Source organism: Aquimarina rubra, assembly GCF_042684305.1.
Taxonomy (GTDB): domain Bacteria; phylum Bacteroidota; class Bacteroidia; order Flavobacteriales; family Flavobacteriaceae; genus Aquimarina; species Aquimarina rubra.
This window is the reverse complement of sequence record NZ_JBHULE010000019.1, coordinates 1,669,465-1,696,396: the sequence shown is the minus strand read 5'-3', so window position 1 is coordinate 1,696,396 and position 26,932 is coordinate 1,669,465. Positions and strand designations below refer to the sequence as shown.

Annotated in this window: 23 protein-coding genes and 2 tRNA genes; 19 read left to right on the top strand and 6 right to left on the bottom strand. The window is 32.0% G+C overall.

Features of this window, described 5'->3' with window-relative positions; genetic code table 11:
• Nucleotides 1-160: 160 nt before the first annotated feature.
• Both ACFSR1_RS15915 and ACFSR1_RS15910 read right to left on the bottom strand, forming a co-directional pair.
• Complete coding sequence (locus ACFSR1_RS15915) at nt 161-847, bottom strand: hypothetical protein (protein WP_378294007.1); 687 nt, start codon at nt 845-847, stop codon at nt 161-163.
• Nucleotides 848-1,478: 631 nt separating this feature from the next.
• Nucleotides 1,479-3,842 (bottom strand): TonB-dependent receptor domain-containing protein, encoded by a 2,364-nt coding sequence (locus ACFSR1_RS15910; RefSeq protein ID WP_378294006.1) that lies wholly within the window; start codon nt 3,840-3,842, stop codon nt 1,479-1,481.
• A 213-nt stretch (nt 3,843-4,055) separates the two neighbouring features.
• Here ACFSR1_RS15910 and ACFSR1_RS15905 point away from each other — a divergent pair, with 213 nt between their 5' ends.
• The 12 genes from ACFSR1_RS15905 to ACFSR1_RS15850 all read left to right on the top strand — a co-directional run bounded on the left by ACFSR1_RS15905 (nt 4,056) and on the right by ACFSR1_RS15850 (nt 13,228).
• On the top strand, nt 4,056-5,066 hold the full coding sequence (locus ACFSR1_RS15905; protein ID WP_378294005.1) for a sensor histidine kinase: 1,011 nt from the start codon (nt 4,056-4,058) through the stop codon (nt 5,064-5,066).
• Between the two features lie 2 nt (nt 5,067-5,068).
• Nucleotides 5,069-5,758 (top strand): LytR/AlgR family response regulator transcription factor, encoded by a 690-nt coding sequence (locus tag ACFSR1_RS15900; RefSeq protein ID WP_378294004.1) that lies wholly within the window; start codon nt 5,069-5,071, stop codon nt 5,756-5,758.
• 679 nt (nt 5,759-6,437) lie between these two features.
• The gene (locus ACFSR1_RS15895; protein ID WP_378294003.1) at nt 6,438-7,361 is read left to right on the top strand and encodes a hypothetical protein; all 924 of its coding nucleotides are present in this window, start codon (nt 6,438-6,440) and stop codon (nt 7,359-7,361) included.
• A 155-nt stretch (nt 7,362-7,516) separates the two neighbouring features.
• A complete protein-coding gene (locus tag ACFSR1_RS15890; RefSeq protein WP_378294002.1) occupies nt 7,517-7,897 on the top strand; it encodes a hypothetical protein in 381 nt (126 codons plus the stop codon).
• 26 nt (nt 7,898-7,923) lie between these two features.
• The gene (locus ACFSR1_RS15885) at nt 7,924-8,538 is read left to right on the top strand and encodes a hypothetical protein (protein WP_378294001.1); all 615 of its coding nucleotides are present in this window, start codon (nt 7,924-7,926) and stop codon (nt 8,536-8,538) included.
• A 74-nt stretch (nt 8,539-8,612) separates the two neighbouring features.
• Nucleotides 8,613-9,497, top strand: coding sequence for a hypothetical protein (locus tag ACFSR1_RS15880; RefSeq protein WP_378294000.1), 885 nt, complete (start codon nt 8,613-8,615; stop codon nt 9,495-9,497).
• 152 nt (nt 9,498-9,649) lie between these two features.
• Complete coding sequence (locus ACFSR1_RS15875; RefSeq protein WP_378293999.1) at nt 9,650-10,426, top strand: hypothetical protein; 777 nt, start codon at nt 9,650-9,652, stop codon at nt 10,424-10,426.
• 55 nt (nt 10,427-10,481) lie between these two features.
• A complete protein-coding gene (locus ACFSR1_RS15870; RefSeq protein WP_378293998.1) occupies nt 10,482-10,796 on the top strand; it encodes a hypothetical protein in 315 nt (104 codons plus the stop codon).
• A gap of 9 nt (nt 10,797-10,805) precedes the next feature.
• A complete protein-coding gene (locus ACFSR1_RS15865; RefSeq protein WP_378293997.1) occupies nt 10,806-11,825 on the top strand; it encodes a hypothetical protein in 1,020 nt (339 codons plus the stop codon).
• A gap of 39 nt (nt 11,826-11,864) precedes the next feature.
• Complete coding sequence (locus ACFSR1_RS15860; RefSeq protein ID WP_378293996.1) at nt 11,865-12,164, top strand: hypothetical protein; 300 nt, start codon at nt 11,865-11,867, stop codon at nt 12,162-12,164.
• The gene (locus ACFSR1_RS15855; RefSeq protein ID WP_378293995.1) at nt 12,146-12,871 is read left to right on the top strand and encodes a hypothetical protein; all 726 of its coding nucleotides are present in this window, start codon (nt 12,146-12,148) and stop codon (nt 12,869-12,871) included. The genes ACFSR1_RS15860 and ACFSR1_RS15855 overlap by 19 nt, the downstream gene beginning before the upstream one ends.
• Nucleotides 12,872-12,886: 15 nt before the next feature.
• Nucleotides 12,887-13,228: a hypothetical protein gene (locus ACFSR1_RS15850; RefSeq protein WP_378293994.1), complete on the top strand. Its 342-nt coding sequence runs from the start codon at nt 12,887-12,889 to the stop codon at nt 13,226-13,228.
• A gap of 311 nt (nt 13,229-13,539) precedes the next feature.
• On the opposite strand, the gene ACFSR1_RS15845 is transcribed toward ACFSR1_RS15850, so the two are convergent.
• From ACFSR1_RS15845 to mutS, 3 genes are all read right to left on the bottom strand, one after another.
• Nucleotides 13,540-13,623: transfer RNA gene (locus tag ACFSR1_RS15845), tRNA-Leu, on the bottom strand.
• Between the two features lie 17 nt (nt 13,624-13,640).
• Nucleotides 13,641-13,712 (bottom strand) — tRNA-Gly (locus tag ACFSR1_RS15840).
• A 207-nt stretch (nt 13,713-13,919) separates the two neighbouring features.
• The gene (mutS, locus tag ACFSR1_RS15835) at nt 13,920-16,511 is read right to left on the bottom strand and encodes a DNA mismatch repair protein MutS (RefSeq protein WP_378294519.1); all 2,592 of its coding nucleotides are present in this window, start codon (nt 16,509-16,511) and stop codon (nt 13,920-13,922) included.
• Between the two features lie 186 nt (nt 16,512-16,697).
• Between mutS and ACFSR1_RS15830 the strand changes: the two genes are divergently transcribed.
• Both ACFSR1_RS15830 and ACFSR1_RS15825 read left to right on the top strand, forming a co-directional pair.
• Nucleotides 16,698-17,240, top strand: coding sequence for an RNA methyltransferase (locus ACFSR1_RS15830; protein ID WP_378293993.1), 543 nt, complete (start codon nt 16,698-16,700; stop codon nt 17,238-17,240).
• Between the two features lie 19 nt (nt 17,241-17,259).
• On the top strand, nt 17,260-18,573 hold the full coding sequence (locus ACFSR1_RS15825; protein ID WP_378293992.1) for a dipeptidase: 1,314 nt from the start codon (nt 17,260-17,262) through the stop codon (nt 18,571-18,573).
• 1 nt (nt 18,574) lies between these two features.
• Here the strand turns inward: ACFSR1_RS15825 and folK are convergent, their stop codons facing one another.
• Complete coding sequence (gene folK, locus ACFSR1_RS15820; protein ID WP_378293991.1) at nt 18,575-19,702, bottom strand: 2-amino-4-hydroxy-6-hydroxymethyldihydropteridine diphosphokinase; 1,128 nt, start codon at nt 19,700-19,702, stop codon at nt 18,575-18,577.
• 124 nt (nt 19,703-19,826) lie between these two features.
• Between folK and ACFSR1_RS15815 the strand changes: the two genes are divergently transcribed.
• The 5 genes from ACFSR1_RS15815 (at nt 19,827) to ACFSR1_RS15795 (ending at nt 26,910) form a co-directional block, all read left to right on the top strand.
• Nucleotides 19,827-20,519 (top strand): queuosine precursor transporter, encoded by a 693-nt coding sequence (locus ACFSR1_RS15815; protein WP_378294518.1) that lies wholly within the window; start codon nt 19,827-19,829, stop codon nt 20,517-20,519.
• Nucleotides 20,520-20,598: 79 nt separating this feature from the next.
• Nucleotides 20,599-23,226: an AsmA-like C-terminal region-containing protein gene (locus ACFSR1_RS15810; protein ID WP_378293990.1), complete on the top strand. Its 2,628-nt coding sequence runs from the start codon at nt 20,599-20,601 to the stop codon at nt 23,224-23,226.
• A 399-nt stretch (nt 23,227-23,625) separates the two neighbouring features.
• Entirely contained in the window at nt 23,626-24,894 is a 1,269-nt protein-coding gene (locus ACFSR1_RS15805; protein WP_378293989.1) for a hypothetical protein, read from the top strand.
• A gap of 32 nt (nt 24,895-24,926) precedes the next feature.
• Complete coding sequence (locus ACFSR1_RS15800; protein ID WP_378293988.1) at nt 24,927-25,361, top strand: hypothetical protein; 435 nt, start codon at nt 24,927-24,929, stop codon at nt 25,359-25,361.
• Nucleotides 25,362-25,653: 292 nt separating this feature from the next.
• Nucleotides 25,654-26,910, top strand: coding sequence for a hypothetical protein (locus ACFSR1_RS15795; RefSeq protein WP_378293987.1), 1,257 nt, complete (start codon nt 25,654-25,656; stop codon nt 26,908-26,910).
• Nucleotides 26,911-26,932: the final 22 nt, after the last annotated feature.

Sequence of the window (26,932 nt, the reverse complement as noted above, 5' to 3'; positions counted from 1 at the left end):
CAAAAATGCTTAAAGTATTATTTAAAACACAATTATTAACCCCTTAAAAACAGATAAATAATCTACAATAAAACACGAATGTGAACGATATGATTCATATAAAATGTACCTATTTTATATAATTGTAATTAAATTCTTTTTGCTCTAAATTTAAAACAGCTTATAAATCAAGAGAGACACCTTCATATACATAACCTTGGCCTCCATTACCTAATTCATTAAAATCATACGTATACAAATGATCTTTAATTACAGAATTGTAGTATGTATAGACCGGCTTGTTCCCAGCTATATCATCGGCATAGCCTAAAATACCTTCATATCTCCATCTACCAACAGCAGACGTCATTTGTCCGGTTACAGTTGTTCCTGGAAGAAATTCGTTATAATATGCCAATACTAAACTTCCATAGGCATTATAATAATATATGGATTGGATATCATTTAATATTGCAGGATGTTGCCTTACATCGGTTGTGATCACTCTATCCCCGTTAGCAAGGTTATGCCATCTGGTAATTGCTCTCTCGGTTGGTCCATTGGATAATACAGAACCTAAAATACCTTCATAATTAAAACCTGCATTTACTCCTTCGTTGTAGTCTACAGTATACAGATGACTACCATCTTTATAAAATCGATAAATATGCCTAACTCCCGAATTATTTCCAGAGCCATTACCGGAACCGGAACCTTCATTACTATCAATATTAATAGGTAATCTTTTTGATATATCTGTTACATCGGACTCATTTAGACCATCATTGATTTCATCTTCGGAACAAGAAAAAGTTAATAATAATGAAAGGGTCAAAAAAGAATTGAACACTAAACTAGATTTTTTCATAACTTAAATATTTTTTATTATTTAAGGTCCTGTTACTATTGTATTCATTTTGTTACCCAATAAAAATCGATTTTTTAAATATATAAATATCGCAATTTTACTCCTCTATTTTTCAAACGATTATACAATCGAAAACTTTTAACTGTTTTTAAAATCCAGAGATATGAATCAATTGAAAAATTTGCCAGAAATTAAATTACTTAGAAAAAATCAACAAAACTTGTGGTAACTGGTTGTTTTACTGAGTAGGAAAATGATTGTTTCGGATGGCCGATGGCTAGAAATTCCTTTGGCATATCTTCTGTGTTTGCCTGCTAGCTTAATTATAATCTCAGCTTAGGCTAACATAAATTTACAAATACCACATCACATATCCAGAGTTATTCTGGATATGTGATGTGGTATATTATTAATAAAATCAATTACTACGGAATATTTTATATTCGTTAGGTAGAACAAAAGGTTATTCAACTATTTGAAACTCTAAATAGTAAGTATTTAAGATTTATTAAGGATAAGGATCAGTATCATTCCAGAATATCACATTCGACTCGACTTAGGATCAAAATCATGAAATACTACAAACCTATCGATCATTGATAATTGACTTTCTAAGTTTAGGTCACTTCATTTATCTCCTTCTCCCAGAGTACGTCATTGCCTCTCCTTTACCAAAGGCATAGCTTAATCCAAAAGTAAAAAAGCGTCCACGCCGCCCAAAATTATAGGTTTCAAAAGTAGGTTGGTCTACAAAACGTTCTTGAATTCTGGAAGCAAAAACATCACGGATACCGAGATTTGCTACAATTTTTCCTTTTAAGATTTTTTTGCGCATACCTATATCCAGAAAGGCAAAACCACTTTGTTCCCCTTGTACAGTTTCAAATCCAGAGCGGTAGTTTCCATTAAATTCTAAATCAATATCTGCAGGTAAACCGATTTTTGAACCTAACCGCGTAGACCATTGATTTCCTGTAAAGTCAAAAATCTGGCCTTCAAAAGCCCCTTTTCGAACAAAATAATTAAAGTTAAAATCCCCAGTAAAAGTCAGCCATTTTGTGGGACTGTATTTTCCGTTAGTTTCAAAACCTATAGAAGAATTCGTACCAATATTTTCGGGGGTAGTAAAATTTACATTATCCACAAAAGTCGATACCCGTTCTACCACATCTGTTGTATAACGATGATACAAACTGGAACTCATACTCGCCTTTCCAATTTCATAAATACTAGTTAGCTCATAAGAATTGGTAAACTCAGGTTGTAATTCTGGATTTCCGGTTCGGATATTGAAATTGTTTCTAATGTTGAAAAAAGGATTCAAATCCCAAAGCCTAGGTCTAAAAATTCTTTTAGAATAACCGGCTTGAAGCGAAAACTTCTCACTAAATGTATAGGAGGTATGAAAACTAGGAAAAAAATTGGTGAAATTTCGCGAGTTACCTTCATTCGTATTTGCTAATAATGTTTCTAAATCAGTATTTTCTACTCGTAAACCTCCTTTAACCCCCCAGATTTTATTTTCATAAGCTATAGTTCCATAAACTCCCAACACCTTTTGATTCCATTCAAAGTCATTGGTTAGATTTTCGTTTATTACATATTCTCCATCAATAAAATCCTCTACCTCAAAATCATTCCCCACATCGTTTATGACATATTGTGCTCCGGTCTCTATGGTATATTCTTTAGTTAATGGGTTGGTATAATCTGCTTTGAAGGTGAAATCTGCTTGCTGAAAATTAGTGGCAGTCCGTTGATTATTATCTACATTTTCTCCTTCAAGTGTAGTATCTGTAAATAATGAAGACTGATCTTTTCCAAAAAAACTACCCAAAGCACTCAGTTGGAACGTATGGTCTTCATTATTCTTAAACTGTTTTTTCCAATTAAATTCATACTGCCATTTGGGGTTGGTCGCTTCGGTAGTTTCGTCTCGCATCCATCTAGATACCAATATATTACTAGCCTCAAAAAAACGAAAGTTAGTTTCAGAAGGCTGGTCTTCGATTTCGTAGGCAAAATTTCCTGAAAGAGTAAAAACGTTGTATTTATTCAAATGGTAATCTGTACCTAAGGTAATATTGAAAAAAGTTTCATTCCTGAAATTCTCTCCCTCACTAAAAATTACTTCATTATTTGTGAGATTTCGGTTAATCGCTTCGTTATCTCTAGGCAATGAACGGTAACCGGCTCCCATCTGAGTAAACAGGTTAAATTTTTCCGTTCTACGATTAAGACTAAACCCTATACTATGATTATCAGGTATACCTGTATTAAGTGACACAGAACCGTTCCATCCTTGCTTTTCCTCTTTTTTCAGGATGATATTTAAAATTCCAGAAGTACCTGAGGCTTCATATTTTGCCGAAGGATTAGTGATTACCTCAATACTTTGGATCATATCTGCCGTGATCGTTCCAAGAGCATTACTTGATTCATCAGCCAATACAGAAGGTTTTCCATTAATCAGAATTTGAACTCCTCCGGCTCCTCGTAAACTTATTTCTCCTTCTATATTAACATTAACCGAAGGTACGTTGTTAAGCACTTCTAATGCACTAGCTCCTGTGCTACTTAGGTCTTTACCAACATTAAAAACACGTTTATCCAGTTTAAACTCTGTTTTAGAAACTTCTCCTCTAACAACAACCTCATCTAGTGTTTGGCTGTCTTGATAAAGTTGAATGGTACCAAAATCGACTTCTCTTCCTTTTACTTTAAAATCACGAAGTTTTATGGTTTTAAACCCCATAAAACTAATTTCGACATAAAAATCTTTTTGTACAGTTTTTATTTCAAAAGCACCTTGATCATTTGTTATTGCTCCCGAAATAGTGGTGTTAGCGTTTGTATCATTTAAAACAACTGTGGCATAAGGTATAGGTTGACCGGTTTCGGCTTCAACTAGCAATCCTGAAACTAGTATTTCTTCATTTTGAGCCCAGATGCCAGCTGTAAAAAATAATAGTATTAAAAGAACCCGTATGTTCATTATATTTTAATTATAATTTGATTACTCAAAGAAAAGGAGAAGAATAGATTTATAAAAATCCATTTGGGTAAACAACTGTTGTAATCAGACAAACGACATTATTGTCATTGACCTCGATAGATCTGCCGTTTATAGCAATTATTAAGAGGATTGCCTTTTAAATCTTATAGTTGGAGAAGCAAAAACTATATTTGTTATACAGCTTTCGATATTGTGAAAAAAATATTCTTAAATAAAGAGGTTTGGTTTCAGGTGATATTGCATATCGTCGTATTTACTTTTTATTCATTTGACCGTCGTAATCCTGAAATAAAACCTTATCAATATGTGTTCTTTTTGAATTTTGTAATTGCCGGTCTTATGGTGAATTATGTACTTCTTCCTAAATTCCTATATCCCGGAGCATACTTGAAGTTTGCATTATATGTTGCATTGGTGGTGGTGTGGGTAATTTTTGTGGAAGAAGTTATATTAGAAAAAATCTATTTCCCGGATACGCGCGGTACCAGGTTTCTGGGTGTAGCATATAATCTTATGAGCACTTTGCCAACTTTATCAGTCCTAGCAGGATTCAAATTTGGCTGGGATGCCCTCATCAAACAAAAAGAGGTCAAAGAATTAAAAGACTCTGTAAAGGAAAGCGAACTTCAATTCCTGAAATCGCAAATTAATCCTCACTTCTTGTTTAACAATATGAACAACCTGTATTCATATGCCATCGAAAAATCCCCACGTACACCAGAGGTTATCCTAGAGTTATCGGGTGTGCTACGATATATGTTGTATGAGTGCAAGGCAAAATACGTATCGCTTTCAAAAGAGGTGGAACAATTAGAAAACTTTATCAACCTTGGGCGTTTGCAAATAGAAGGGCGTGGCACAGTTTCTTTCTCGAAAAGTATTGCCCAATCAAATTTTCGGATAGCTCCACTTATTTTGATTGCTTTTCTTGAGAACGCTTTGAAACACGGAAGTTCTAGTCAAACGGGTGGTATAATTATTGTTGTAGATATCAAGATTACTGAGGATGGATTCCTTTATTTTAAATGTTCCAACACCTATAAAACACAAACCAATACAAACAATTTAGATAGCGGAATTGGCTTGGAAAATGTAAAAAAACGGCTTACTATTATATATCCAAAGGCACATACATTACAGATTAAGGCTAATGAAGAAACATATGAAGTTGAATTAACCATCGATCTAAAAAAGTCTCGGTAAGAATGAAGTGTATCATCATAGAAGACCAATTACCAGCACAACGTATTTTGAAAAAATACATTGAAGATACAGGTTCGCTAGTACTCATAGGAACTTTTACTGATGCTCTGGAAGCTATGGAAATGATGAAATCGACCAAAATAGATGTCATTTTTTTAGATATTCATTTACCCAAGATATCAGGTATCGATTTTTTAAAAACGCTATCCAATCCACCTCAGGTTATTCTTACAACAGCTTTCTCTGAGTATGCTTTGGAGAGTTATGAATTTGATGTGGTGGATTATTTATTGAAACCATTTTCATTTCAGCGGTTTATTAAAGCTATTTCGAAGGTTGAGAACAAACAGCAAAATTTAATTCCGAGTGTAGAGACCACGGAGATGAATGAAGTGTATGTGAAAGTAGGCTATGACCTGGTGCGTATTCTTATTGATGATATTGCCTACATCGTATCTGATGCTGATTATACGGAACTTCACCTACAAAACAAAAAACACGTATCATCTGAAAGACTGCGTTACTGGGAGGAACTTTTACCTTCGAAAAAATTTATGAGGGTACATAAATCATACATCATCAACACCACAGAAATTGAGAGAGTGTCTGGTAATCAAATTTATTTAATAAATCAGAAAACAATTCCTTTAGGCAGGGCTTATAAGAATAATTTTATGAAAAAATTCTTGTAAGAAGAGATTGTATTGATGTTGGCTACTATTTTATTAATTAGTATCTATATGCTCAATACTATACCTGATATGTCAAAAGATCATTATTATATCAAGAAAGTCCTCTTTGGCTTACTCCAGAAATATGGTCGTTTTATTGAACTTTTTACTAGAAACCAGGGAATAAAATCTATCCGGTTCAATAAAGCGGTTCATTTCATAAGTTTACTAATTAATACTTAAATAAACTAGTTGTCATTTGGATATGCTCCCTTTGACATTTTTTCTCAATATACGATATACATATTAGTATATTACAAAAAACATATAAACTATTAAGGGAAAAAATCGTGTTTTAATTTTATTTTATTAATTTAGAAGCAACAAAAATTATAAACCACCCCATAACTGAAGTTTTCTTCGGTTATGGGGTGGTTTGTTTAAAATGAAAATACTTAATAGTAGATTCTTGTGAAAAACCGTAATTCATATGCAAATAAGTTTTCGATATTGTAATAAAAAATGGATTGATTAATGCAAAATGATTTTTTAAGAAAAGGTCCTGTTGAAGGAGAAGAATTGAAATACTATGGCATGATTATTATAGTTGTGTTTCTAGTATGTTTAGCATTTTATCTTTATGATCGATATAAAAATAAAGGGTGATTTTTAAATAGTATATTCTTAATCAAAAAATCAAATGAAGTACTCAATAATCTTAATTTTTCTTACTGCTGGATTAATTATTGCTGGATTTATAAGCCCAAAAGATAATTGGACAAAAGACGATAAACTTTTTTATTATTTTCTAGTAGCAGTTTTTATAATCTCGACTATATATTTTTCTATAAAAGATGGTAGAGGAAAAGAAATTTTTGAGAACAAAATAACTTCAAATTTGGATACAACGGTTACAAATACAAAAGTATTAATTAAAGATCTATATTCTTTAAATACAGAATTGTCAAAAGGAATTGACAGTGCTAAAGATATACTAAACAATATAAACAGCTTAAATACTAATTTATTTGAAGTCAATCAAAAGGCAGATAGTCAACTACAACTTTTAGAGGAATCATTGAGTAAAGCGGAAACTTTTCAAATTAATTTAGAGAAGCAACTGGAAATAGAAATTACTAGATTCGATCAAGAAAAACCAAATCTAGATATACCCACTAATGCTGTGTTTATAAAATCGACTAAAGATTATTCTTATGATTTTGAGATTAATATAGTAAACAATGGTGGTCGAGTTGCTATAATTGAGAACCTAGATTATTTAATGATTCCTCTTGATAAAGAATTGGACACTATTGGAACTACAAAGATGAAAAATTCAAAACTATCAAATGAATTAACATCGAATAGTGACAGCATATTTACAGTTATCGAAAGAGACTTTTGCAACCAAGAAGAATATGAGAGAATTGAAATAGTGTTTTTTTTGGCTAGAATAATATACAAGGATATGGCAACAAGTACTCAATACACTAAGAAATTTGCTTATCAATGGGATAAAAATCAAAATCCAAAAAAACCTACTTTTTACTTTTTAAGACCTAAATATAAATCTGAATTAATTAGAATACTAAATAACTCAAATTTGCAGTATTTTATGGATTAAACATCTTAGTTGAAAGTTCAATAAACGGATTTGTTAGTTTTAATTTAATATTAAACTGATTTTGATGAACTTTCAAACTCTATGTTTAAAATTAACAGAGTTTAGAATCTCAAAGTTGAAACTTACTTTTGCAAATCTAATTTTAAAACCATAATATGAGTAATGTAGAAAAGTTGACTAAAACGATGGAAAACCAAGATAAAATAATTGAGAATATCGTAGAAATTCATAAGAGTGATGTTTCACTTGAAGAGATGGAATATTTTATTAAATATATCCATATTGGTCCATCTAAAAATTATGGTGCTTATAATTTTTGTCAAAGTTTATCTGATTATCACGAATATTTTGGAAAAGCTGGATTTAATTTTTCCGAAGAAAAAATTGAACAAGTTTTTCAACATTTAATGTTTCGTTACCCTGATAAAATATATAAAACAAATGATGGTTTTAAAGTTCTAAATGAATTTAAACCTAATTTAAATTTTGAATCAGTAATATTTAAAACGATTAATTATTATAAATCAAAAATGTAATAAATTAATCAAAGTCTAAATAAACGATGGCAAAAAATTTCATTTATAGAGAACCTGTCCTATCAGCTTTTATGGGAATTATAATAGCTGCTTTAGGATGGAATTTAATACAAACATATTCACTTGGAAGAGAAGTTTCAGAGGTAAATATGATTAGTAAAAATAATGAGAATAGAATGGATAGAATAGGAGAAACAATTCCACAAATAAAATCTGCTCTAGCTGCTATAGAAATAGAAAAGTTATTAAACAATGCCTTAATTGCTTTCGAACCTCAAAAGGATTCTAATGAAGTTTGGAGCATGAACATCGCTCTAGCTAGTGTTTCAAGTTCTGAATTAACATCATATAATATTAAACTTGATAGCCTAGAGGATAATTATGTAATGATGGCTGCCTCTGGAACGATTATGAATTCAAAAAAAGGAAGTGTTCTTTCATTTTACGATTTTGAAAAGTTTTCTAATAAATACGTAGACATACCTAATAATATTGATTCTAAAAATAGTTGGATTATTTCAGGATCAACAGAAGAAATTTCCAAATTATTAAAATCAAAATCCGAAACTATTAATAGGACTGAACTCAAGTTAACAGAGAAAAATTTCCAATCTTTAATTGATAGTTTAAAAGTTCAATAAAACGATGATATCCTATACACGCTTTTAAAAATTCCTCATTTCGCGCTTGATCCATGATAAAGATCTATTATTTTATGAAAGAAACTTTACAAACATTTTTAATTTCTGTTTTAATTGTTTTAGGCTCTTTATTTTTAATAAGTTTATTACTTCAGAATTTGTATTCGGCTATAAGATTGTATCAAACGGGAGAAGTTCAATTAATGGAGGTAACAGAAAAAAAACCAGTCATTCATCATGGCAAAAATGGTCCAACTGTTACAGGGCATGTCGTATTAGTAAAAGAAACTTCAAGTGAACTGTATGTAGTAAGTGATCTACACTATTTTAAGATTAATTTTGGAGATAAAGTAAAAGTGCTTTTTAGTGAACAAATTAATAAGGGAATCGTTTTTAACAAATCAATTCCAGGATTTTTTACAATTGTATTTACATTAGAGGGGTATGGTACTATATTTTTGGTTTTAGCTGGAATATTTTTATTAATAGTATTACTTAAACACGCCATAAAAGCGAATTATAAAATAATTAGTGATAGATTTATTAAAGCCATTGATATTGCTAACGATGATGATTCAATGAATCAGTCATATTTTAGTTTTTGGCTGGTGGTTATAAAAAAAATAGTTCCAGATTTAGTTGTGATATCCTTTATGTATTTAGTTGCTATATTATCAATACGAAGTTTACTGATAATTGAAAGTTATAGCAAATTTGGTTTAGGATTAGTGATTTTTGTTTCTACACTAACATTTTTATTTTTTCCTTGGCTTACATTCACATTAAAACAGACTTTTTCTCAGAAAGTTATTGTGAAAAATTCAATTTCTTTAGTGAAAATAGCTTTAGGGTTATATGGGATTGTTAAGACTATAAATTTTATAAATAATTCTACAAATAATGAAAGTGATTTACAGGGATTAATTTTGGATTATCTTAAATATCTGATTAATTTTTAAAAACCCGATAGTGTGGAAATATTTTCCGTGCGGATTTGTAGAATAAAAGTTCAATAAAACGATCAACAGTAATCTACTTAAGTAGTTATGTTTTATGTTTTTACTGGTTGATATATGCTTATGTTGGGTACAATTTAAATGACGACAATTCTATGAATGAAGAAAATTCAAAATATCATGCAAAAATCAAGACCAAATCAACAGAATCTTTTGCAACTTTTTGGCAAGAAATCCAGAGATCAGAAATGCTTATAAGCTATTTAGAAGTTGGAAATAAGCTTATTTCAAAAAACAATGGCGAGGCGAAAGAATATTTCACAAGTATCTATGATCACGTGGCTAACCCTGAAATGGTAAAAAAAAGCTTGAATAGCAATTTAGACAGCTTTCTAGATGTAAATTTTTATGAAATCCACTTAAGCTCGATGATATATGTAAATACAATTGATAACTTTAATACTTATTTTAAAGATATTCTTTCAGAAGTTGTACTTAAGAAACCTCAAATTTTAAAATCCCAAGAATCTGAAAAGCTCGACTTTATTTTGGAACATGAATCATTGGATGATTTAATTAGTTCTATTGCTAGTAAAAAGATTGAGGAACTATTTTATAAAGGAATAAAAGACATCGAAAAATTCTTTAAAAGTCGACTAAACATAGATATTTTTAAAACCGATGAACATAGAAAAAATATTAATTTTTATATTCAGCTGAGAAATTTAACAGTACACAATAGACGAAAAATATCAAAAGAGTTTGCTAAACAATTTCCTGAATATGTAAACCAAATTGGGCAACACCTAAATTTCGAATTCAGTTATGTTTCGAAAATGAATTTATGCTTATTCAATTTCGTAGCAACAATAGATGAAGAGATTTCTAAAAAGTTCAAACTTAAAATTATAACTGGACTCCGCACCAGATAGCGCGGAAATGTTTTCCGTCCGGGATAGTACAATTAAAGTTCAATAAAACGATAAAATGACAACAAAAGAAAAAGCTGATTATATTCTAGAATTTTTTAAAAATGGAGAGCATCAACAGATAATGAAAAAATTTAATTACTCTCCAAATTTTGATATTGAGGTTTCAGATTCGAAAAGTAACATTGATTTCTCACGCTCTGTAAAAGTTGATAACTATTTAGAAGCACAAGAAATTATGGAAATGATTTTAGGTACTAATAAAAATCCTAACAAAATTAAAGGTGACATACAGAATAGGTTAGATAGGAAGAATTTAAATCACCTAACTCCTTTTTTTCTAATTTTTAAGGGTAATAGAAAAGTTCAATAAAATGATAATATGCTTAAAGAATTCGAGAATCTAGACTTACCAAATAATCATTATTTAAAAATCGCAAAACAATTAAAAAGTAATTATTTTAACGATTTTTTAGAATCAATTAATAAAATAAAGAAAATCATATCTGAGAAAGATTTTAAAGTTTTTTGGGAAGATAAAATGCAATTAAATAAATCTAAATTTGATGAAAAAAGCTTTATACAAGGAGCTTGTGAAATCGCAGTAGCAAATTACTTTAGTGAAAAAGATAATTTCAAAGTTGAGGTTCAGGTTAACCCTAAAAACAAAAAAGATGTGGATTGTCAATTCAAATCAAAAGGGTTTACATATAATATAGAGGTTAAGTGTGCTTCTTTTGACGCAATGGAAGAGGTTCAAAACTCTGATTCTTTTAAATTTCAAACTTTAGGAAGATTAGATAACAAAGATGACATAATTAATATTCTGTCAAAAGCTATTGACGAAGGGTTAGAAAAGCAAGGAAAGGTACTGAAACCACATGCTGAATTGAAAAACATGGACAATAACCTGAAAGATTTTTTAATATCAGCTCATAAAAAATTTAATTCTGAATCTGATGAAAAGGAAATTAATATTCTATTGATTGGCTGCAACGACAAAGCTGATATGCAAAGCTGGGTTGGTTATTTAACAGCTTCTGCTGGATTATTTACAGATAATTCATATTTCGACCAAATGAATTATAATAATGTTGATTTAGTCGTATTAACAAATTTATACTACAAACATAAAGATTTTCACAAAAAAAATATTGAGAATTCTTGGAGTTTAAAAGGAACATTAAATTTAAGTATCATAAACCCATTTAGTTCAAAAAAGAAACTTGATGGAATAATAAATTTTGACAACGAAATGATTAATTATAATACAGAAATTAATGAATTTATTGTTCCTGGTGATGCCCCGGATAGTGTAAAGGAAGCTGTAAGAATACCTCATTTTGTAATTGACTATTTAGAAAATGAACAAGGCAAATATTTATTTGATAAAAAAATCTAAAAGTTCAATAAAACGATAATCTAAAATAAGATTAATATCATGCCCAAAAAAAAGAATTCATATAAAAAGTTTCATGAAAGGATATCAAAAGCAGAAACTAAAAAACATGATTTCACATATTATAAGGAAAGATTATCTGAAGAATTAATAAGTAATTTTAACGATATAATTCGTCGAAACAAAATGGACAATGATGCATCTACTGCAGGTGCTGGTGCTGAGCAAATTTGGGCAGAATTATTTAAAAAATGGTTGCCTAAAGGCTTAATTATAGAAACACAGGTAGGATATTATTTCCGGATGGTACTACAAGTCCCCAATTGGATATTATTATTCTAGAACCAGATTATCCAGCTTGGCTCTTGAATAATAAAAAAGAACTTTTTTTATCACACGGTGTAATTGCCGCCTTTGAATCAAAAATTAATATCACGGGTACTGCAATTACTGAAGCAACAAATGATGCACTTAAAATCAAAAGTAAATTTTATCAAAGTAAATTTAGCCATCAGGTTGGACCAATAATTGGACTATTAGGATTCTCACATAATTGGAAAAAACCAAAGAAATCTTTAATAGGTAATTTTTCTAAATACTTGGATAAGGTTGATCATCCCAGTTATCTTTTAGACTTATGCTGTATTTCTGATTTAGCAACAATTGAAGTTTATAAATGTTTGTGCTGTGAAGATTATTTCCCAACTTCGGAATTTTGGTTCGAAGCTGAGTACAATGTCTCTTATTTTAGTGCTCCAATAGTAGCGTTAATCATGAAATTGAGGTATTTAATCAATAGAAAAAATAAGTCGGTTGATTGGCTTTGGAATTATATTGAAGAAGTTGATAGGTATGAAACCGGAGGGGGATGGTCTCCAAGGTATTTTGAACCCTATAAAATATGGAAACTTGAAGAAGTATATTTAGGAAGAACTGAAACAATCAGACAAACTCTTGTGAATAAAACATATGAAAGTATTATAAATTATATGGATGAATTGAAAATAGTTTTTGCATCGAGAGGATATAATCCATTTGAAAATGAATAAAAATTCAATAAAACGATGGAAGAACATCATTGCACTATAAATATCAGATACGATCTACCTAAAGATATTTGGGATAAAGTAGCACAAGTATATGCTCAGATGCCTGGATGGTTAGGTTTTGGAAAAGAAGGTTTAGGTCAAAAAGGTATTCCATACTGGTTTAGTTTCAACGAAGATGAAAAATACATATTTGCGTCAATAGAACCTGGTGGACTCCAGTTCGAAGCAAATATGGATGAAGATGAATGGCTTGCTTGGAAAACCTATTTTAAAAAGATCGCTACAGAAATTTTAGGATTCAAAGTTGGAGAAATAGAAGAAGGTGAAGTAGGATATGAAATAGAGTGGATCGATTAACTACAAGAGTTCAACAAATTCCATTTTAAGCTCTTTTAAACTACAAAATAACAAAACTTATAATTATCCTAACGACTTCACAATTAGCTTAAATACCACCTTTGTTTTAATCCAAACAACTAGAAAAAGGATCAAAAAACAAAGCAAATCAAAATCTAACTTCCAAATATTCATTTAAAAAGAACATATACTAAAATAAAAATGTTGAAACTATGTTGAAACCAGCAGGAAATTAAACCATTCCCACACAAAAACAGAAACGTCTAAAAACAAAAAAGCCTTCAAAATCGAAAGATTAAGAAGGCTTTAAGTACTCGGGACGGGACTTGAACCCGTACGTCCTAATGGACATTGGATTTTAAGTCCAACGTGTCTACCAATTCCACCACCCGAGCGTGGTATATTTTATCAGAGCGAAAGACGGGATTTGAACCCGCGACCCTCACCTTGGCAAGGTGATGCTCTACCCCTGAGCTACTTTCGCATTTTAATACTGTACATCAGGAATATTACTTGAGGGTTTTTATCATTCTAAGAATGAAGCGACCCATATCCGCCTGAGGCGGATGATGCTCTACCCCTGAGCTACTTTCGCAGTAATTTTATGAACTTCGCAATTCGTTATTGCGGATGCAAATTTAAAACATTTCTAGTAATACCAAAGTCTTTTCTAAAAAAAGAATAAAAAACTTTACACCGATGAAGCTTTCTTCCTGGTTAACATACGTTTAATCTCATTCAATTTCATCAAAGCTTCTACCGGAGTAAGCGTATCTATGTCAATATTTACAATCTCATCTTTGATTTCTTCCAGCAAAGGGTCATCCAGATTAAAGAAACTTAATTGTAATTCATCTTCCTCTTGGATTCCTTTTATTTTATCAGTTAATTCTTCACTACTATGAGATTTTTCTAATTTTTTAAGCATCTTATTAGCTCTATGCAATACTTGCTGAGGCATTCCCGCCATTTTAGCTACGTGAATTCCAAAACTATGCTCACTGCCGCCTGGAACTAATTTCCGTAGAAAAAGTACATTGTCCTTTAATTCTTTTACCGCTACATTATAATTTTTTATACGATCAAAAGTTTCGCACATTTCATTCAATTCATGATAATGTGTTGCAAATAATGTTTTCGGCCTTGCTGGATGTTCATGGAGAAATTCACTAATGGCCCAGGCGATTGAAATTCCATCATACGTACTGGTTCCACGACCAATCTCATCAAGCAACACTAAACTCCTATCCGATATATTGTTTAGAATGTTTGCCGTTTCATTCATCTCTACCATAAATGTAGATTCCCCCATAGAGATATTATCACTGGCTCCTACCCTCGTAAATATTTTATCTACCGCTCCAATCTTGGCTTCATCTGCAGGAACAAAACTTCCCATTTGAGCTAATAAAACGATCAATGCGGTTTGTCTTAATATCGCAGATTTACCACTCATATTAGGACCTGTAATCATAATCATCTGCTGATCTTCTCTGTTCAAAGAGACATCATTTGCTATATATTGTTCTCCGGGAGGTAATTGCTTCTCTATTACCGGATGACGTCCATTTTTAATTTCAAGAATATGAGAATCATCGATAACAGGACGTGTATAGTTATTTTCTTCTGCCAACTGAGTGTAAGAACATAGGCAATCTAATTGCCCAATTAAATTAGCGTTTAGTTGTACTGGCTTGATATATTCATTCATCCACACAATCAAATCACTAAATAATTGCTGCTCTAATAACAGGATTTTTTCTTCTGCTCCCAGAATTTTAGCTTCGTACTCTTTTAATTCTTCAGTGATATATCTTTCTGCATTTACTAATGTTTGCTTACGTATCCAGGTTTCAGGCACCTTATCCTTATGAGTGTTTCTTACCTCAATATAATATCCAAAAACATTATTTGAAGCTATTTTTAGAGAAGTAATACCGGTAGCCTCTGTTTCTCGTTCCAGCATTTTATCCAGATAATCTTTCCCTGAAAAAGCGATAGAACGTAATTCATCCAACTCATCCAGATATCCATCTGCTATGGTATTTCCTTTTAGGATATTTACAGGAGCTTCTTCATTAATCGTCTCTTTAATTTTATTTCGGAGCAACTCGCAATCGTGAAGTGTATCTCCTATCACTGTTAATGCTTCATTATCGCTATTAGCAGCTTGTGCTTTTATCGGCACTATCGCTTCCAAAGAATTCTTAAGTTGAATAACTTCTCTAGGATTCACTTTTCCTGTAGCTACTTTAGAAATCAAACGTTCAATATCTCCGATCTGCTTAATCTGATGTTGAATCTTCTGAAGCAAAATCTTATTTTCTAAAAAATACTGTACAACTTCATGACGTTTATGGATGCTGGCAATATTCTTAAGAGGCAATGCCAACCAACGTTTTAAAGTACGACCACCCATCGGAGAGATGGTTTTATCAATAACATCTATTAATGTTACTGCATTAACAGCATTAGGATTATACAACTCTAGATTACGAATGGTGAAACGATCCATCCAAATATACTCATCCTCTGCAATACGCTGTATAGCCGTTATATGTTGTAATTTATGATGTTGTGTCTCTCCTAAGTAATGGAGAATCACACCTGCAGCGATAACACCTTCTTGCAAATGATCCACTCCAAATCCTTTTAGGGAAGTAGTTTCAAAATGAGCATTCAAGGTTTCATTTGCATAATCCGTCTTAAATACCCAGTCTTCTAAGAAAAACGTATGAAAATCACTTCCAAAATCTTTTTGGAAAGACTGCTTTTTAGGTTTAGGAATTAAAACCTCACTCGGATTAAAATTTCGTAAAAGTTTATCCATTTGTGCCACATCACCCTGTGCAGTTAAGAACTCTCCGGTAGAGACATCCAAAAATGCAACACCTAGTTCTTTTTTACCATAATGTAGAGCACATAGAAAATTGTTGGTCTTACTCTGTAAAACCTCATCATTTAGAGCAACACCGGGAGTTACCAACTCTGTTACTCCTCTTTTAACAATAGTTTTAGTCTGCTTCGGATCTTCTAATTGATCACAAATCGCAACTCGTTCTCCGGCTTTTACTAATTTAGGAAGATACGTATTCAAAGAATGGTGTGGAAACCCAGCTAAAGCTGTTTCATGCTCACTTCCATTACCTCTTTTGGTCTGAACAATATTGAGAATAGCAGCAGCTTTGATAGCGTCTTCGCCAAAAGTCTCATAAAAATCTCCTACTCTAAACAACAATAATGCGTCAGGATATTTAGCCTTAATCGCATTGTATTGCTTCATTAACGGAGTTACTTTCTTTTCTTTTTTTGCTGCCAAAAGGATATAATTTTGCTACTGTGGCTAAAGTAGGTATTCTCTATTTTTTTTTGAAACGTAGTGAAAAGGAGTTATTCATTTTTATTCACAATCCAGTTTCAATGAATAAATGTATGAATGGTATAATGAATAAATGATATTTTTGCCATAATGGAAAAGAAGAGAAAACTAAAAAATAGCGAGCTAGATCGCAAAACAGTGGCTGAATTTAAAGATGCAGAAAAAACTCCGCTGATTATCATCCTTGATAATATCCGAAGTCTTAATAATATTGGATCTGTGTTTAGAACGGCAGATGCTTTTTTGATTAAAAAAATATACCTATGCGGTATCACTGCAACTCCACCTCACAAAGACATTCAGAAAACAGCACTTGGAGCTACCGAAACGGTAGATTGGGAGTATACAGAAAATACTTTAGAACTAGTTACTAAACTTCAATCCGAAAATATCAAAATCGCATCCATTGAACAAGCTGAAAATGCAACCATGCTTAACGATTTTAATCCTGAAGCTGATCAAACCTATGCGATCATTTTTGGAAACGAAGTAAAAGGCGTCCAACAAGAAGTGGTTTCTTCTAGCGATACTGTAATCGAAATACCACAATACGGTAGTAAACATTCTTTGAACATTTCAGTTAGTGCTGGTGTCGTGATATGGGATTTGTTTTGTAAGTTTAAGGCTCACTAACTCAATCACTATTTTCATAATGAAATTCATTTCTGTACTACTAGTCGCCTGTCTAACTTTCATAAGTTGCAACCAAAAAACAACAGAAGCTAAAAAAGAGGAAGCAATGACAGAGGATCAACTCATCGCAAAAGCAAAAGAAATTCATAAAAATGTCATTACGCTGGATACCCATTGTGATATCAATATCAAAAACTTTACAGATTCTATTAATTACACACAAGACCTAAATTCGCAAATCACCTTACCAAAAATGAAAAAAGGCGGACTAGATGTTGCCTGGTTTATTGTGTATACGGGTCAAGATTCACTCACAACAGAAGGTTTTGAGAAAGCACATAAAATTGCTATGTCTAAGTTTGATGCAATTCACAGATTGGTGGATACTATTGCTCCAAATCAAATTGAATTAGCATTGACTTCTGAAGACGTTCGTAGAATTCACAAATCCGGCAAAAAGGTAGCTATGATTGGTATTGAAAACGGTTATCCGGTAGGAACCGATATCAATAACGTAAAAAAGTTTTATGATCTGGGAGGAAGATACATGTCATTATCTCATAACGGACATAGCCAACTCTGCGACTCTAATACTGGCGAGGCTGATGATGTATGGTTGCACAATGGATTGAGTGATCTTGGAAAAGAAGTCGTAGCCGAAATGAACAAATGGGGTATGATGATTGACGTATCACATCCATCCAAGGAATCCATGAGACAAATGATCGAGCTTTCTAAAGCACCGATTATCGCTTCTCACTCTTCTGCAAGAGCTTTATGTGATCATAGTAGAAATCTTGATGATGAACAATTACAGTGGTTAAAAGAAAATGGCGGTGTGGTACAAACCGTTGCTTTTACCTCTTATTTGAACACGGAAAAATTCGAAAAGAGAGTTGTTAAAGAAGTAGAGATCGGAAAACAAATAGCAGATTCTATGGGAGTCACTTGGCTAGAACGAGAAGAAGTCATGAAACTTAGTTCTGAAGAAAAAGAAACCTACTATGACTTTTTAGGAAAAATGGCTGCGATAAGACGAGCAAAGGTCAAAAAAATGAACAACTTACCTCCTGCCGTTGATGTGGTAGATTTTGTAAATCATATTGATTATATGGTTGATAAAATCGGTATAGAACACGTAGGTATCAGTTCTGATTTTGATGGTGGTGGCGGTATTGAAGGCTGGAGTGATGCTTCTGAAACGTTTAATGTTACTTTAGAATTGGTAAAACGCGGATATACCGAAGCACAAATAGAAAAACTTTGGAGCGGTAATTTACTTCGTGTTTTGGATGAAGTTCAAAAAGTTGCTAGTGCCCTACAGAAGGGATAGATTATTTGGTCAACTGGTTTAAAATCCAAATATAATCTTCACGATTGCTTATAAAATCCTTATCGGATATATCTATGATTCGAACATTAAAGTGCGCTTGTGATTTAATGAATTGTAAGTACCCTTTGTTGATTTTATTTAGATATTCTGCGGGGATTTTCTGCTCGTAGTCGCGGCCACGTTTTTTAATATTTTCTAACAAGCGTTCCGTGTTTTGATATAAATACACATACAATCCTGGCTTTGGCAAATCGCGATACATAATATCAAAAACCTTCTTGTACAACTTATATTCATCCTCCTGCAAGGTTACCTGTGCAAAAATCAATGATTTAAACACATCGTAGTCACTAACCACAAAATCCTTGAATAGATCAAACTGACCTATATCATCTTGTAATCTTTGATAACGATCGGCTAAAAATGACATTTCCAGCGGAAACGCATATCGTTCCATATCTTCATAGAACTTTGGCAAAAAAGGATTATCAGCAAAACGCTCTAGCACCAACTTAGCATTAAATTCTTGAGCAATCAGATGTGCTAAACTTGTTTTACCGGCACCAATATTCCCTTCTATCGTTAGGTATTGGACTGAGGATAAAGAATATTTTTGTTTAGGATTTAAAAGAACATCTTTTAGCTTTATTACTTCAGATACATCTGTTGTATTTTCTAGAAGCTGATGTACGGTTTGTTTTACTATTGGATGTTCTTCCTCCTCAGCTATTTCTTCAAGAGGTTTCAATACAAATTTCCGATCTTGCATAGAAGGATGAGGAACAATCAAATTCTCGGTTTCTACAATTCCTTCCGAAGAAAAAATAATATCCAGATCAATAGTTCTTGCTTCATATCCTTCTGCATCTGTTCTATTCCTTCCTAATGAATTTTCGATTTCCAAAAGTTTATCCAAGACTTCTGAAGTAGCATCAAAAGTCTTTACCAAAATACACGCATTATAAAAATCGTCACTACTAAACCCCCAAGCCGGTGTTTGATACACTCCTGAAATATCCACTACATCTCCAATAGTTTTATAAATCAACTGCAAAGCCTGCTGAAGATAATCCAGACGATTTCCGATATTACTTCCTAAAGAAATATGTATACGATTTGATGTTTTCAAATGTGGATATTTATATTCTGAGTAGAACTCTGTATTTTTAAGAACAAATTAAGGAAAACAAAATCACTTCACCTTATTTTTGAGCGAAGTATTATGAACTAAATCTATTTAAACCAAACTCCCTCTGAATCTAAAAGACAAAATAGTAGCGTATAGGATTTATCTCATACTTGGAGCTTTATTTATTTCTTCATTAGTAGCATCTAATCTAATTTTTCAGAAATTCTTCTACTGGGATTTTTTCGGAGTATATACTTTTGAAATTTCCGTAGGGATTTTACCGTACCCTATCACCTTTTTGATTACTGATATCATTAGTGAGGTCTATGGAAAAAGAAAAGCCAATCAAATTGTTACCGCTGGTATTTTTGCTTCATTCTTTTCGTTGTTAATTGTTTACGCCTCCAAAGAAGTTCCCGCCACAACTTGGTCTCCAATTAACGATGAGACGTTTACTAAGGTTTTTGGTGCAACCGCCGTTGCTGTTTTTGCTTCTATGATGGCATACCTTTTTGCTCAGTATATTGATATTCAGATTTTTCATTTTTGGAAAAGAGTTACTAAAGGAAAACATCTTTGGCTAAGAAATAACTTCTCTACCTTTTCTTCTCAATTTATTGATACTTTTACGGTATTGCTGTTATTATGTTCTACAGGCGTTATTGATTGGGATCGTTTTGGAGTGCTTTTATTAAATGGCTTTTTATTCAAAGTATTGGTTGCCGCTCTAGATACTCCCATTCTCTATTTGGGTGTTTACATCTTAAGAAAAAGGTTCAAATTAAAACAGGGAGGTGAGTTAGCTCTAGAGATTTAAAAAAATCTAACAAATAGTTAACTCAAAAATAGCAACATCGTACCTTTGTAAATCGTTACTTTACACAAAAGCAATTAAAATGATCAAAAAAGCTCTTAAGATCTTCGGAGTTCTTGTAATTCTATTGATTATAACAATCATTTCGCTACCTCTCTTATTTGGAGGAACGATAAAAGATAAAATCCGTTATTTAGCGAATCAGCATGTAAATGCAAAAGTTGATTTTACTGATGTAGACATAAGCTTAATCCGAAGCTTCCCTCAGGCATCTGTGATTATTGATGAGCTTTCTATCATTAATTTCGCTCCTTTTGAAGGAGATACATTGGCATATGCCAAAAAGATTTCTCTGGATATGTCTATAAACGAATTATTCAAAGATGCTTCAGAACCTATCAGTGTCCAGAAATTTATAATTGACGAAGCAAACATTGTAATAAAGACAGACTCAATAGGAAATTCTAATTTTGACATTACAAAAACATCAGAAAAAACCGAAGTAACTCCAGAAGAAGAAGGTAGTTCTTTTACCTTTGAACTAGATCATTATGAAATAAACAACAGCAAACTTTTGTATAAAGATGATGTAGGCAAAATTGCGTTGCTCATGACTAATGTAAATCATAGTGGCGATGGATCTTTATCAGGAGAGAACATACTATTGGACACAAAATCCAGTTCTGAAGTGTCATTTAGTCTGGATAACACAGAATATTTAAATAAAAATGCATTAAAGCTCGATGCAGAATTAGAATTAGATCTTGAGAATCAAAGATATGCTTTTAAAGAAAATAAGGCTTTTGTAAATCAACTACCGTTGGAATTTGAAGGGTTTGTACAGCTTTTCGAAAAATACACCGATGTAGATCTCAGTTTTAAAACCCCTTCATCGGACTTTAAAAATTTCTTAGCCGTTATTCCGGAAGTATATGCTAAAAACCTGGATGGGGTTCAAACTACAGGAGATTTCTCTGTAAAAGGTACTATCAAAGGAAAAGCTGATGATACATATATCCCAAAAATGGATATTAAAATTATATCAAACAATGCGTCATTTAAATATCCTGATCTACCAAAAAGCGTTCAAAACATTACAATAGATACACAAATTAAAAACGACACTGGTTTAGCTGATGACACGTATATAAATATTGGAAATCTTACTTTTAGAATAGATCAAGATACCTTTGCAGCCAAAGGTAGTTTAAGAAATATAACAACAAATATGATTGTAGATATGGCTGTGAATGGAACACTGAATCTTGCCAATTTAGATAAAGCATATCCAATGCAGTTAGAACAGGAATTGAACGGAATACTTAAAGCAAATGTAAACACCAATTTTGATATGCAATCTTTAGAAAAAGAGCAATATCAAAATGTAAAAAGCTCTGGTACCGCCAGTTTAGATAGTTTTACCTATGCTTCTCCAGAATTACCTAATGAGATAAAAATTAAAAAAGCCAGTGTAAGTTTTAAACCGCAGACAATCACTTTAGACAAGATGCAAGTGACTACAGGTAAATCTGACCTAACTGCAGAAGGTACTATTAATAATTTAATGGGTTTTTTATTCTCAAAACAAGATCTTAAAGGAAACTTTGATGTTAATTCTGAAGTTTTTGCGGTAGATGATTTTATGGTAGCAGAAAATGAATCAAGCGAAGGACAGACCAAAAATACTGAAAAAGAAGCACTGAAGATACCATCATTTCTTGATGCAACTTTAAATTTTAATGCGGAAAAGGTAATCTATGACAACTTAGAGTTACGAAAAACAAAAGGGAGTGTAAAAATAAATGACGAAACTGCCTATTTGCAAAACGTGACATCTAATTTATTTGATGGAGGACTTGCCTTTAACGGCAAAGTATCCACTAAATCAAAGACTCCTAATTTTGGCATGAATTTGGACTTGAGTAAAATTGATATTGCTAAATCTTTTTCAAGTCTGGAATTACTGCAAGGATTAGCTCCAATTGCCAAAGCCTTAACAGGTGCATTAAACACACAAATTAACTTAAATGGTAATCTAAATAACGATCTTACACCCGTACTAAATTCTCTTAAAGGAAACGCTCTGGCAGAAATACTGGATGCTCAAGTTAGTACTGCTCAAACACCATTATTATCCAAACTAGATAGTCAACTAAACTTTCTAGACCTTGACAAACTAAGCCTAAAAGATCTTAAAACCTCACTAAGTTTTGATGATGGTAAAATCAATGTAAAACCATTTGATTTTGACATTAAGGGAATTAAAATAACCGCTGGAGGAAGTCACAGTTTTGATATGAATATGAATTATAATGTATCATTAGATGTACCTGCAAAATATTTGGGTAATGAAATAGGTGGATTAATTTCTCAACTTAACGAACGGGAAGCCAGTGAAATGAAAGTTGCACTACCTATTGGTATATCGGGTAATTTTTCTAACCCCAAAATAAATCTTAATACCAAACAGGCTGTAACGCAATTAACCCAGCAAATTATTAATAAGCAAAAGGAAAAAGCTAAAGACAAAATATTGGATAAAGGTACTGGAGTACTTACTGATTTATTAGGCGGCTCTAACAAAGACAAAGATTCTACTAAAACAACAACTGACGAACCAGAAGACAAGCTTAAAGATGCCGCTAAAGATATTTTAGGAGGATTTCTTGGTAAGAAAAAGAAAAAAGACACTACAGGAACAAAGAACTAACACCTTTACATAACATATATTAACTCCTTTTTTTTGTCATTTTACCAGTTAAAATGATAGAACACTCTATTTTGTATAAAAATCCTAATGACGATTTAGTAACACTACTGATTAATTTTTTTTGAGCTTATTTCTTACTACATTAGCTTTGGGAAAATACATAATAAGGGTTAGATTTTAATTGGATTAATAAATAGTACAAACCATTTAAAATTTAGAACCAATTAGCACTTCACAAACAGTACCCAAGACTTTTAACGCCTTTTTAGTAAAAAACTGAGTTTCTAACACAATAAATTTATTAAAACTGAATTAACTATTTAGTAAAGTTGTAACCCATAAGCTAAACCCTTATCATCATAATTTTACTCTCAAAATACTAAAACCCCCACAACAGTTATGAGATCAACAATTTTATCCCTGACAATACTGATATTTTCCTCGGCTATAGTATCATCCCAAAATATGATTAATGACGATTCCATGAAATGGATGAAAGGATGGACTAATTTTGACCCTAATCACGAAGCATACCCCGAAGCAGACGAAGATATCCCGACTATTATCGATCAAGATTTTTATCTAACAAATGATGCAGTCTACTTGATGTCCGGTAATGTTTATGTTACTAACGGAGCCACATTAACAATACAAGAAGGAACTATTATTCGTTGTGCAACAGAAATAGAAACCAGTCTTATCATTAGTAGGGGATCCAAACTTATCGCCAGAGGCTTAAATGGTCAACCTATAGTTTTTACTTCTAGTAAATCCCCAAGAGCAAGAAAAAGTGGTGATTGGGGAGGAATTATCATTGCAGGATCGGGAACAATTAATTCTCCTTCGGAAGCTGGTATTATAAAAGGTGATTTTTTACCTCAATATTCACTATATGGAGGAAATAATGATGATGAAATGACTGCAATTATGACCTATGTAAGAATTGAATATGCAGGAAAAAAAGTTAATCGATCAAAAGAATTAAATGGCCTGTCATTATATGCGTTAGGAAAAGAATCCATCCTTGACAACATTATGATAAGCTACTCTGCAGATGATTCTTTTGAGTTTTTTGGAGGAAAGGCAAATATGCATAACCTAATTTCGTATAAAGCCAAGGATGATGACTATGATTTTACTCTGGGATTTCAGGGAGAACTATATAATATTCTTGCAGTAAGGCATCCATACATCTCTGATGTAAGTGGATCATATGCTATCGAGATAGATGGGTATGATAAAAAATTAGGTATAACATCAAAAGGGTTATCCTCTGTAAATATTAAGGATGCCACTTTAATTAACTTATCCGATAGTAGCAACTACCAACATACCAATGCTGCTATTTCGTCAAAAAACCTGGCACGGTTAAATTTTACTGATTCCAAAATATCCGGTTTTGCTAACGTGGTGAAATTCGATAAATCATATACCTCATATGCTACTTTAGAAAAGTCTTTTTCTTTAGAGAATAGTATCTTCAATGTTCACGATGTTAATGTACTGGTTCAACTAGAACCTAAAAGCGAAGCACAAAAACTGCTTAAATATAATATGTTTACTACGCAATTCAGAAATGTCGCTGATTTTTTCGAGAAGCCACTAGATGCTAAAAACCCAAAATTCATACTAAAACAATCTCGTGACACTTATACAGTCATGCAATAAGATCAAAATTTACCTTAATTAACACCCTTATAATGAAATCAATTACCCTATTACTAACTTTGTTTCTAACAATTACCAGCTTTGCACAATCCAAAAAAAATATATTTTTTGACCAAAGCACCTTGACCACAAAATTTCATACTATTGATGAGTTGGAAGATTTAAAAAAAGGAGAACTGGTTAAATTATATATAGAACGTGCAAATGAAATTATTACCGTCCTACCTTATATCGCATTAACCAATGAAGCAGATGTAAGCCTTTCGGATATCGGTATTAAAGAAAACTCTGATAATCTTAAACTGTTAAAAAAACATCACGAAACCACAACAGATGCTTTTGAAAGCACAAGTAACTTAATCACTGAGTTTATACCATACGCTGACACCGAAAAAATAATATGGTCCATTTTGTATTATGAAGAAATGATTAAAAAAATCCGAATAGGAGTCAACGGAAATTTTTAAAACACACCTACCCTAACGTTAAAAACAGCTTTTATAGCTGTTTTTTTGCTTTATACCGTTTGCATCATATAATATCAACACCCGCCTAAAACACCATAAACAAAGCGGAAAGCAACAATAAACTTGATAAAATCTCTACTAATAACAATTACAAAAAAATGTTAATAAATGTTTTTTTATGTAATCTTCATTTCATCTAACCGTACTAAATGATATCACCACCGACAAATGATGACTTTTTGATATTATTCAAATGTGGTTTACTAAAGTGTAAGACTTAAAAAATGGAGTTATGAAAAAAAGAGAACTACTTAGTATATTTTTATTTATTGCAATTTCTATCTCAGGATTATCTCAAAATAATTTCAATGTAAATAATATGAAATGGACAAGGGATTGGACAAACTTTGAACCAAATCGTACTAATTATCCTAATCACGATATCCAATTACCAAACATTATAAGCAAAGACACGTATCTAAGAAGTGATATTATTTACCTTATTTCAGGAGATGTATATGTAACAGATAATGCCACACTAACCATCCAAGAGGGAACACTGATAAAAGCGGATTCCGAAAAATCTACCAACCTAATTATTACTAAAGGCGCTAAACTTATTGCTGATGGAAGCAAAGTTTTACCTATAATATTTACATCTAACAAATCTAGTCATTCCAGAAAGAGCGGTGATTGGGGAGGAATTACAATTATTGGTTCTGGTAAAGCAAATACAGTAGAAGGAGAAGGAATCATAAAAGGAGAATTTAATCCATTGTATACCAAATTTGGAGGAAACGATATCGATGAAGAAACTACTATACTTAGATATGTTAGGATTGAATATGCAGGTAAATCAACCAATGGCCTTTCATTTTATGCTCTTGGAAATCAATCTGTAGTAGAAAACATAATGGTCAGCTATTCTGCCGATGACTCGTTCGAATGGCACGGAGGAGCCTCTACTTCCAAAAATCTTATCTCCTATAAATCCAGTGATGACGATTTTGATTTTACTCAGGGATATAGAGGAGAACTAACAAACATTTTAGCCGTCAAACATCCTTATATTACAAGCAACAATGGATCTTATGCTATTGAAGTAGATGGTTACAATAAAAAATTAGGTTTTGAAAGTTCTAAAATATTATCAAGTATAGATATCACCGGAGCAACATTAATAATATTGGTAGATGAAAGCAACTATTACCACTCCAGAGCTGCAATATCGATTAATAACCTTGGACAATTATACATAAATGATTCTAATATATCCGGATTTTCTGATGTAGTCAAACTAGATAAATCATTCTCTACGCTCAGAATGATAGAAACAGCTTTTAAACTGGATAACAGTTTTTTTAATGTACATAAAGAAGGGGTTACTACGTATCACAACATAACAGGAGACACATTTAACTTGCTTAAATACAACCGATTTACTAAAAGATTTCAGCAACCTGAAGAGATTTTTAGTGATCCTTTAGACAAAGCGAATCCAGATTTTACATTAAAGAATTCATTAAATAACTATATGGTAGTTCAATAAACGTTCTTCCATCAACAACTAA